We start from the raw sequence: 8879 nt of genomic DNA, 5'->3' as shown, positions 1-8879 counted from the left end.
CGGCACCAAGGCGGTCATCGACTGGCTGAACGGACGGGCGAAGGGGTACGACGCGAACGGTGCCCCGGTCACCGCCGACTGGACCACCGGCGCGGTCGGCATGACCGGCGTCTCCTACAACGGCACGCTGCCGAACCAGGTCGCCACCACCGGGGTCAAGGGGCTCAAGACCATCGTGCCGGTCGCCGCGATCAGCAGCTGGTACGACTACTACCGGGCAAACGGTCTGGTCGTCGCACCCGGGACGTACCAGGGCGAGGACGTCGACGTCCTGGCCCAGTTCACCGCCGGCCGGGCGCGGGCCGAAGGCCCCTGCGCCGACGAAATCGCCGCGTTGACCGAGCAGCAGGACCGGGTCACCGGCGACTACTCCAAGTTCTGGCAGGACCGCGACTACCTCGACGCCAAGAAGGTCAAGGCGAGCGTCTTCGTCGTGCACGGTCTCAACGACTGGAACGTGAAGACCGAGCACTTCGCCGGCTGGTGGGACGAGCTGACCGAGCGGAACGTCCCGCGCAAGATCTGGCTGCACCAGGGTGGGCACGGCGGGCCGGGCAACACCGCGTCGGTGACCCTGCCCGATGGCCGGACCTGGACCTACAAGCAGACCGAGAACCGCTGGTTCGACTACTGGCTGTGGAACGTACGCAACGGGATCATGGACGAGCCGACCGCGGTGCTGCAGCGGGAGAACCGGGCGTACACCACGTACCGCAACTGGCCCGACCCGGGCACCCGCGATGTCACCCTGCAGCTGGGCGCGACCGATGCCACCGCGCCGGGCACGCTCACCTCTGCCAGGCCGAACGGCAAGGTCGAACAGCGCTTCGTCGACGAGGGCCGGACCATCCACCCGGACACCCTGGTGGCCGGCCCGGACACGGCGAGCCCGAACCGGCTCGTCTACCGCTCCCCCGTGCTGAACCAGGACGTCCGCATCTCCGGGCGCCCCGAGATGCGGCTGCGGATGGCGATCGACAACAAGCCGGACGCCAACCTGACCGCGTACCTGGTCGACTACGGCCCGGCCGGCTCGACCGCCGCACCGACCGTGGTGACCCGGGGCTGGATGGACCCGCAGAACCGCAAGGGCCCGGCGCGCACCGAGCCGCTCAAGCAGGGCAAGCTGTACGACTTCCGGTGGACCCTGGAGCCGAAGGACTACGTCTTCCCGGCAGGTCACCGGATCGGCGTGGTCGTCTTCTCCAGCGACCAGGAATACACCCTGCTGCCGCTCGGCGGCACCGAGCTGCGGGTCGCGCCGCAGCACAGCGAGCTGCGGCTGCCGGTGGTCGGCGGACGGACCGTACTCGGATTCTGAGTCGATCGTCCTCAGGGCGCCTGGGCCGGTGCGCACGCACCGGCCCAGGCGTCTAGGTAGCCGACGAGCGGGGACGTCAGAGGTAGCTGAACAGCGGGGGGAAGACCAGGACCACGATCCAGGACCACACGGCGTACACCGGTAGGTAGCCGGTCTGCCAGCGTTCGAGCGCCGCGAACGGTGTGCGCCGCCGGACGAATCCCAGCATCAGCCATGCCGACCAGGCGAGGTTGGCCAGCAGGATGACGTTCTCGCCGAGCGCCGCCGCCTTGTTAGGTGTGGTGCCGTACTCGGTGATGCGATGGGTGATCTCCCGCAGCACCAGCACGTCGATGATGAGCGCGCTGACCACGAGGGCGAGTTGCAGCTTGTCGAAGAGGCCGGGCGGGGCCAGCGGATCGCGGGCCGAGATCGAGTAGAGCAGCAACCCCAGCACCACGACCAGCAGCAGGTCGAACAGGATCAGCGCTTCCCGCTCGACATTGATGCCGGAACTGGTCCAGACGAGGGCGATGAGGAAGGCCAGCAACACGGCGGTGAACAGCGGGGTGAAGAGCCGGGTGAGTACTGGCGCGATGTTCTCGACAACGCTCTGCTTGGCTTCGACCAGCCACCCGGCCACCACCACCGAGGCGACGACGCCGCAGGGCAGGACCCACTGCGAGATGAAGTCCTCCGGGACGATGCCGATGGCCTCGAAGGTGCCGAACATAAACGCGATCAGCACACCGCCGCCGAGGCCGATGAGGTTGACGTAGACGAACCATTCGCCGGTGAAGCGGATGAAATCCATCCGCCGACGTGACGAGCGCAGGTCGTCGGCGACGTAGGCCAGACCGACCACCAGCCACAGGGCGATGGGGAGATGGATGGCGGTCAGGACCAACGACTGGGAGTCGTCCGCGAGCGGGTAGACGTTCGCGGCCACGGCGCCCAGCGCGAACAACGCCAGCAGCACCCCGATCAGCACTGGCCTGGCCTGGCGACGCCAGGCCAGGTAGGCCGCCAGCCAGGGCAGCGCGAACAGAGCGAAGTTGGGCGCGTAGAACGCGCCGTCCTGTTCCAGGCTCATGCCGAACAGTTCCGGCACCTTGACCGACACCGCCGCGCCCGCCGCGCAGATGACCATCACGAGCAGGTCACGCCGCGACCGGGCGCCTGCCACCTGGCCGTCGTTCTCGCCGGTCAGCACCAGTTGCTTCCACAACCGTTCCGAATGCTCCCGGGCGAACTCGCGAGCCAGGTCGTCCAGGCCACCCATGCGTTTGACCGCGATGAGGAACGCCTCGTCGGCGCGCAGGCCAACGGCGACGAGCTGGTCGACAGAGGCCCGAAGATGGTCTTCGAGCTCTTCTGAGTCGGCCTGCTGCAGCTCCGGGCGGCGCTGTACGTACTGGCGCCACTGGGCGAACTGGGCCTCCAGTTCGTCCTGGTTGTCTGCCGCTGTCATGCCCGACCCTCCAGCGGAATCGCGGCCAACCGTCGGACGTCGCCGGGCCAGATCTCCTTGAGTGTGCTCACGACCGTGTCCCACTGGCGGCGTTGCTCGGCGAGCTCGGCCAGGCCGCTGCTGGTGATGCGGTAGTACTTGCGCCGCCGCTCCCCGGCGGCCGACTGCCAGCTCGACTTCACGTACCCGAGGCGCTCAAGCCGGTGCAGCAACGGATACAGCAGCCCCTCGGTCCAGTCCAACTCTCCATCGGACAGTTCGTTGATCCGTCGGAGAATCGCGTAGCCGTAGCTCTCACCGTCGGCCAGGATGCCCAGCACCATCGGCGTCGCCGAGGCGGCCACGAGATCCTTGGTGACCCTCACAGGCCCTCCTTCACCTCACACCTAGAACCATGATGCATAGTAGTTCTAGGCATCGTCCGAGAACAAGAGAACGCGGCGGCCCGGATACGCGCAGCAGCAGATAGCGCTACTATCCGGTTCTGACTCGGGACCAGGAGGAACCATCCGTGCGCATCGCCGAACTCTCCAGCCGGAGCGGGATCACCATCCCGTCGATCAAGTTCTACCTGCGGGAGGGCCTGCTGGCGCCGGGCGAGGCGACCGGACGCAACCAGGCCGTCTACACCGACGAACACCTGCACCGGCTCCGACTCATCCGCGCTCTGATCGACGTCGGCGGATTGTCGATCGCCGCCGCGCGTGACGTACTGGCCGCGATCGACGAGCCGAACGTGACGGGACACAAACTGCTCGGCGCGGCGTCCTACGCGGTGGCCGGCAGCCCGCGCCGGGATCCGGACAGCGCGGCCTGGCAGGCGGCTCGGGCGGAAGTGGTCGAGCTGGCTCGCCGCCGGGGCTGGCTGGTGCCCGACCACGCGCCCCAGTTCGACGTGGCGGCCGATGCGGTGGCCGCCCTTCGCGCGTTGGGGCAGGACGACATCGTCGCGATGCTGCCGCGCTACGCCGACACGATGGAGCAGATCGCCGGGCAGGAGGTGGACCTGGTGGTGGCCCGGGGCGAGCGGATGCGAATGGTCGAGGGCGTGGTCACCAGCACCGTGCTCGGCGAGATCGTGCTCAACGCACTGCGCCGCCTGGCCCAGGAGGATGCCTCCGCCCGCCGCCTGATGCCCCGGGACGAGTGGCCAAAGGTGCCGGGCCGGGACCCGGCGTGCGACCTGCCGCCCGGCACCTCGACGGCAGCGACGACCGCCGGCTCGGCGAACCACTCACCCCGATAGGCCCTTGCGTCAGCGGACTGGATAGTGTCACTATCTGCCATAGATACCGACACTATCCATCCATCCGGCTGGAGGAGCCATGGCCAGCGGCGTACTTGCTGACCCCATCGTCCGTACCCACCCGTTGCACCTGCTGCGACGAGCCTGGGCACGCGACAAACCACTCACGCTGATCGGCGCGGCCATGGTGGTGCTCCTGGTGGGCACCACGGTCGGGCTGATCGCCGACCCGCGGGTGATCACCGGTGCGCCGGCCTGGCTCAAGCCGGCCAAGTTCGCCGTGTCGATCGCCGTCTACTCGTTCACCCTCGTCTGGCTGTTCACGTACGTCACCGGACACCCTCGCCTGGTCCGGCTGGTGTCCTGGGCCACCGCGCTCGCGCTGGCCGTGGAGATGGTCCTGATCGTCGGCGCCACGGCCGCCGGCACGACCAGCCACTTCAACGTGTCCACCCCGGCGCACGCGGCGATCTGGTCCGTCATGGCCGTCGCGGTCGTGGTGGTCTGGCTCGCCAACCTCCTGGTCGGCCTGCTACTGCTGCGCCAGCGACTGCTCGACCGGGCGCTCGCCTGGTCGCTGCGACTCGGCGTGCTGATCAGCACGGTCGGCATGGGCGTGGCCTTCTTCATGACCCAGCCCACCGCGCAGCAACTCCAGTCGGCGCAGTCGGGCCAGAGCATGCCGACCGTCGGCGCGCACAGCGTCGGAGTCCCGGACGGTGGCCCGGGTCTGCCGGTGGTCGGCTGGAGCACCGTCGGCGGCGACCTGCGGGTCGCCCACTTCATCGGCCTGCACGCGTTGCAGGCACTCCCGCTGCTCGGTCTCCTGCTCGGCAGGTTCGGCCCCCGGTGGCTGCGCGTCGCCGACCGTACCGGGCTGATCTGGGTCGCTTCGCTCGGCTACCTCGGGGTGGTCGGGTTGACGACCTGGCAGGCGCTGCGCGGGCAGAGCGTGGTCCACCCGGACCCGCTCACGCTCGGCGCCCTGGCCGTGCTGGTCGCGGCGGTCCTCGTCAGCACCGCCGCGATCCTGGCCCGCGCCCGGCGCCGGCTGGTCGGCCGTCCGCCGACTACTCGGATGTCGGTGTGACCAGGCCGGACTCGTAGGCCGCGATGACGGCCTGTACACGGTCGCGGCAGCCGAGTTTGCGCAGCACCTCGGAGACGTGGGTCTTCACCGTCTCCTCGCCGATGACCAGGTCAGCGGCGATCCCGGCGTTGGACAGGCCCCGGGTGGCGGCGAGCAGCACCTCCCGCTCGCGCCGGGTGAGGGTGGCCATCCGTCCGGCCCATGGCCCGGACGGGGTCCGTTCGGCGGGGCACGATGGTGCGGCGTCGGCCGGCGTGGGCGGGGCGGCGGCCACCACCATCGGCGGCGCGGATGTCGAGGTGGCGCGAGTGGCCCGCACTCGGCGCGCGACAACTCTGGCGAGCGCCGCGGTCAGCACCACGGCGACCACCGCGCCCAGGTACGCCGACAGGTAGAACAGCCGCAGGTCGTCGAGCCACCGACTCGGGTCGCGGCCGTACAGGTTGACCGGCCCGACGGCCGGCACGTTCCAGTACACCCCGCTCGTGCAGTAGACCACCGCCAGGGTGACCACCAGGGCCGCGATCCACAGCGCCCGCCGGCGGGCACCGTCGAAGACCGCGACCCCGAGCACGGCCAGACCGGCAAGCCACCAGCCCCACGCCATCACCGCCGCCAACGGCGAGAGCACCCACGGGACGGCGGCCAGCACGCAGGCCAGCCCGAGCCGGTACCGGGACAACGCGACCGCCATGACCGCGGCGAGGTTGGCCAACCCGAGCGCGATGCGACCCATGTCGCCAGCGCTCAGCACAGCGCCGGGGAAGTCGTCGAAGGCATACGGCTGCGGCCCCGGGGTCGTCAGCAGCACCACCTCCACGACGAACGCGAGCGCCAAGGGCGGGGCCCACGCGGCCAGGCCGGCCCGCAGGCCGGCTCCGGACACGCCCAAGCGGACAGCGGGCCCCATCTGCGTTGCGCCCGGCGACGAATGCGGGAGGTCTGGGTTGGCCATGGCTGCCAGCATGCCAGCGGTCCGGCGACTCACGCCTCCCGGAAAACGGGGATCTGCCTGCGGAAGCGCCTCCCCCGTCCGGGGGAGATCGGTCCTTCTCCCCTACTCGCCGACCCAGCGGTCCAGGTACGCCCGTAGCCCGGTCAGGTCGCTGTCGCCGGACCGGTAGCCGACATGCCCGTCGGGGCGAACCAGGTACAGCGAGGCGACACCCCTGACACCCGGTCGGCGCAGCGCCAGACCGGCACCGGCCCACCCGGCCGACCGGACGGGCCCGGTCAACCGGTGCACGGTCAGCCGGTACCGGTCCAGCCGAGCGGTCACGGTGGCCGGCCAGGCATCCGCCGGCCCGCAGAGCAGCAGGTGCCATCCGGGCCGCGCGATGAGCTGGTGCAGCGTCGACGCTCCATCGCTGCTCGGCAGCGGGGCGTCAGGCAGTCGGTCGCCCGCCCTCGGGCCCCGACGCGGCGCGCCTGCGCCCTGTTCCGACAGCGGACTGTGCCGGTAGCCGATGTTCAGCTCCGCCACGGTGCGGAACGCGGTCGCGCGGGCGAGTTTCGAGGCGAGGACGACGGGGACCAGCGCGGGCGCGATTCGGGTCCGGGCGAACCGCACCACCGGATTGGTGGAGGTGGCGACGGCGAATGCGCGGTCGGTGAAACGCAGCACCATCCGTCCGACCGGCGCCCGCTCTGCCTCGTAGCTGTCCAGCAGCGCCGGCCCGGCATTACCGCGCAGCGCCTGCGCGAGCTTCCAGCCGAGGTTGACCGCATCCTGGATGCCGGTGTTCATGCCCTGCGCGCCGGCCGGGCTGTGAATGTGTGCGGCGTCGCCGGCGAGGAACACCGGCCCGGCCCGGTAACGAGTGGCAGCGCGGTGATGCAGCCGGAAGTTCGTCATCCATACCGGGTCGCGCAGATGTATCGCCCGGTCGGCGTAGGTGTCGGCGAGCGTCTGGACCTCGTCGAGGGTTAGCGGGGCGTCCGGCGGGGTGTGATCGGTGGGCGGTCGCATCACGATCATCCGCCAGCTGGCGGGGCGGCCGAGCGGGAAGAAGAGCAGCATGCCCTGCTCGGCCAGGAAGACGTGCGCAGCGGCGCCGTCGATTCCGTCGGCTTCCAGGTCGGCGAGCACGAACGTCTGCGGGTACGTGCCGCCTTCGAACCCGATCCCGGCGAGGTGGCGGACGGTGCTGTGCGCGCCGTCGCAGCCCACCACGAACCGGGCCGCCACCAGCTCCTGGCGGCCGTCGGTGTGCCGCAGGATGGCGACCGTGCCGCCCCCCGCGCGGTCCTCCAGCCCGACCAGCTCGACGCCGCGCTCCACGTCGACGCCGGCGACTGCCAGGTGCTCACCCAGCACCCGCTCGGTTTCCGCCTGTGACAGCAGGAGCAGATACGGGTACGCGGTGTCGGCCAGGCCCAGGTCGAACAACGGCACCGAACGCTGCCGGCCCTGGGCGTGCAGGCACACCCGCACCGCCGGGTTGCCGGCGGCCACCAACTCGTCGGTCACGCCGAGGGACCGGAGCACCTCCAGGGTGCGGGGCTGCACGGCCAGCGCCCGGGACTCGTGGGCCCGGTCGCGGGCCCGGTCGATCAGGCGGACCTGAGTGCCGAAGGCCGACAACTGCCCGGCCAGCGCCAGGCCGGTGGGGCCTGCCCCGACCACCAGAACGTCAACCTCGGTCATCGGGCATGGCGGTGTCGAGGGCGGGCGCCGACGCCGGGGACGTACGCGATATCGACCATCTCGCACCCTTGGGCGTGAGCCGGGCTGGTGATGTCCCAGCCGACGATATCGTGGCCAGCCGCCCGGATGCGCGACATCGTCGCACATCTATTGACAAACGTCGTTAACAGTCAGAGTCTGGGAGAGCGCTCTCTCACACCGTGTCACCACCGAGCGGAGGAGTTTCCGTGGTTGTCCGAACCAGGCTGCTGGCTGTCGTCGCAGCCCTGATCGCCGCCGTCCCGACCGCCCTCGTCGCCGCCCCCGCCCAGGCCATCGGTCCACCGTTGCTGCCGGTAACGGTCACCAACAACACCGGCCGAGCCGGAGCCGTCCACCTGTACGTCCTCGGCGTACAGCTCTCCTCCGGCCGCCTCGGCTACGTCAACCAGGCCGGTACGTTCATCCCCTGGACCGGCGGGCAGATCCCGCCGTCGCCCGCCCCCGACGCGTCGATCCCCGGACCGGCCAACGGTGCCAGCACCACGGTCCGGTTCCCGCGCGGCTTCTCCGGTCGCGTCTACTTCTCCCTCGGTGAGAAGCTGAAGTTCTTCCTCACCCCGAACGGTCTGGTGCAGCCCGCACCCTGGGCCCCCGGTGACCCCAACCGCGACATCCTGTTCGACTGGAGCGAGTTCACCTACAACGACGCCGGCCTGTGGCTCAACAGCTCGCAGGTGGACATGTTCTCGGTGCCGCACGCGGTCACCGTGACCGGTGCCAACGGCGCCACCAAGCGCACCGGCGATGTCGTCACCGGCGGCCGCAACGCCATCATCAACGGCATCCGGTCCCAGTCCGGCTGGGCGAACACCGTTTACAGCCGCGCCGACGGCACGGTGCTGCGCGTACTGGCACCGGGCAAGGCGGCTGGCGCCGGCCTGTTCAGCCCGACCTACCTGGATTCGTACATCGCCTCGGCATGGAACGCGTACACCACCCGGACGCTGACCGTGGTGCCGTTCGGTGACCGGCCCGACATCCGCTACTCCGGGCGGACCTCGGGCACGGTCATGACCTTCACCAACAGCGCCGGCCAGGTCGTCGCCGCGTTCAACCGGCCCTCGTCGGCCAGCGTCTGGGGCT

Annotated in this window: 8 protein-coding genes; 4 read left to right on the top strand and 4 right to left on the bottom strand. The window is 70.4% G+C overall.

Features of this window, described 5'->3' with window-relative positions:
• On the top strand, positions 1–1321 hold a 1321-nt coding region (locus tag AB0M52_RS25795), incomplete at its 5' end, for a CocE/NonD family hydrolase (RefSeq protein ID WP_363958609.1).
• Between the two features lie 76 nt (positions 1322–1397).
• On the opposite strand, the gene AB0M52_RS25790 is transcribed toward AB0M52_RS25795, so the two are convergent.
• Positions 1398–2771 carry a permease prefix domain 1-containing protein gene (locus tag AB0M52_RS25790; protein ID WP_363958606.1) on the bottom strand — a complete coding sequence of 458 codons (1374 nt, stop codon included), beginning with the start codon at positions 2769–2771 and terminating at the stop codon, positions 1398–1400.
• A complete protein-coding gene (locus AB0M52_RS25785) occupies positions 2768–3136 on the bottom strand; it encodes a helix-turn-helix transcriptional regulator (protein WP_363958604.1) in 369 nt (122 codons plus the stop codon). The genes AB0M52_RS25790 and AB0M52_RS25785 overlap by 4 nt, the downstream gene beginning before the upstream one ends.
• A 146-nt stretch (positions 3137–3282) precedes the next feature.
• Here AB0M52_RS25785 and AB0M52_RS25780 point away from each other — a divergent pair, with 146 nt between their 5' ends.
• Positions 3283–4017, top strand: a complete 735-nt coding sequence (locus AB0M52_RS25780) for a MerR family transcriptional regulator (RefSeq protein WP_363958602.1) — start codon at positions 3283–3285, stop codon at positions 4015–4017.
• Positions 4018–4096: 79 nt separating this feature from the next.
• Positions 4097–5107 (top strand): hypothetical protein, encoded by a 1011-nt coding sequence (locus tag AB0M52_RS25775; protein ID WP_363958599.1) that lies wholly within the window; start codon positions 4097–4099, stop codon positions 5105–5107.
• On the opposite strand, the gene AB0M52_RS25770 is transcribed toward AB0M52_RS25775, so the two are convergent.
• Together AB0M52_RS25770 and AB0M52_RS25765 are read right to left on the bottom strand one after the other, a co-directional pair.
• Positions 5088–5999, bottom strand: coding sequence for a helix-turn-helix transcriptional regulator (locus tag AB0M52_RS25770; RefSeq protein WP_363958597.1), 912 nt, complete (start codon positions 5997–5999; stop codon positions 5088–5090). The genes AB0M52_RS25775 and AB0M52_RS25770 overlap by 20 nt on opposite strands.
• 165 nt (positions 6000–6164) lie before the next feature.
• Positions 6165–7754: an FAD-dependent monooxygenase gene (locus AB0M52_RS25765; RefSeq protein ID WP_363958594.1), complete on the bottom strand. Its 1590-nt coding sequence runs from the start codon at positions 7752–7754 to the stop codon at positions 6165–6167.
• A 227-nt stretch (positions 7755–7981) separates the two neighbouring features.
• On the opposite strand from AB0M52_RS25765, the gene AB0M52_RS25760 reads away from it, so the two are divergent.
• Positions 7982–8879 (top strand): beta-1,3-glucanase family protein (locus AB0M52_RS25760; protein ID WP_363958591.1); only part of this gene is annotated, 898 nt, incomplete at its 3' end.

It is taken from the genome of Micromonospora sp. NPDC051296 (assembly GCF_040682255.1).
In the GTDB taxonomy this organism is placed as follows: domain Bacteria; phylum Actinomycetota; class Actinomycetes; order Mycobacteriales; family Micromonosporaceae; genus Micromonospora; species Micromonospora craterilacus.
This window is presented reverse-complemented; position numbering and strand designations above follow the sequence as displayed.

Excerpts from the sequence above, each read along its gene's own strand:
- AB0M52_RS25775 (WP_363958599.1), top strand. The coding sequence starts at position 4,097 with ATGGCCAGCGGCGTACTTGCTGACCCCATCGTCCGTACCCACCCGTTG.
- AB0M52_RS25790 (WP_363958606.1), bottom strand. The coding sequence starts at position 2,771 with ATGACAGCGGCAGACAACCAGGACGAACTGGAGGCCCAGTTCGCCCAG.
- AB0M52_RS25765 (WP_363958594.1), bottom strand. The coding sequence starts at position 7,754 with ATGACCGAGGTTGACGTTCTGGTGGTCGGGGCAGGCCCCACCGGCCTG.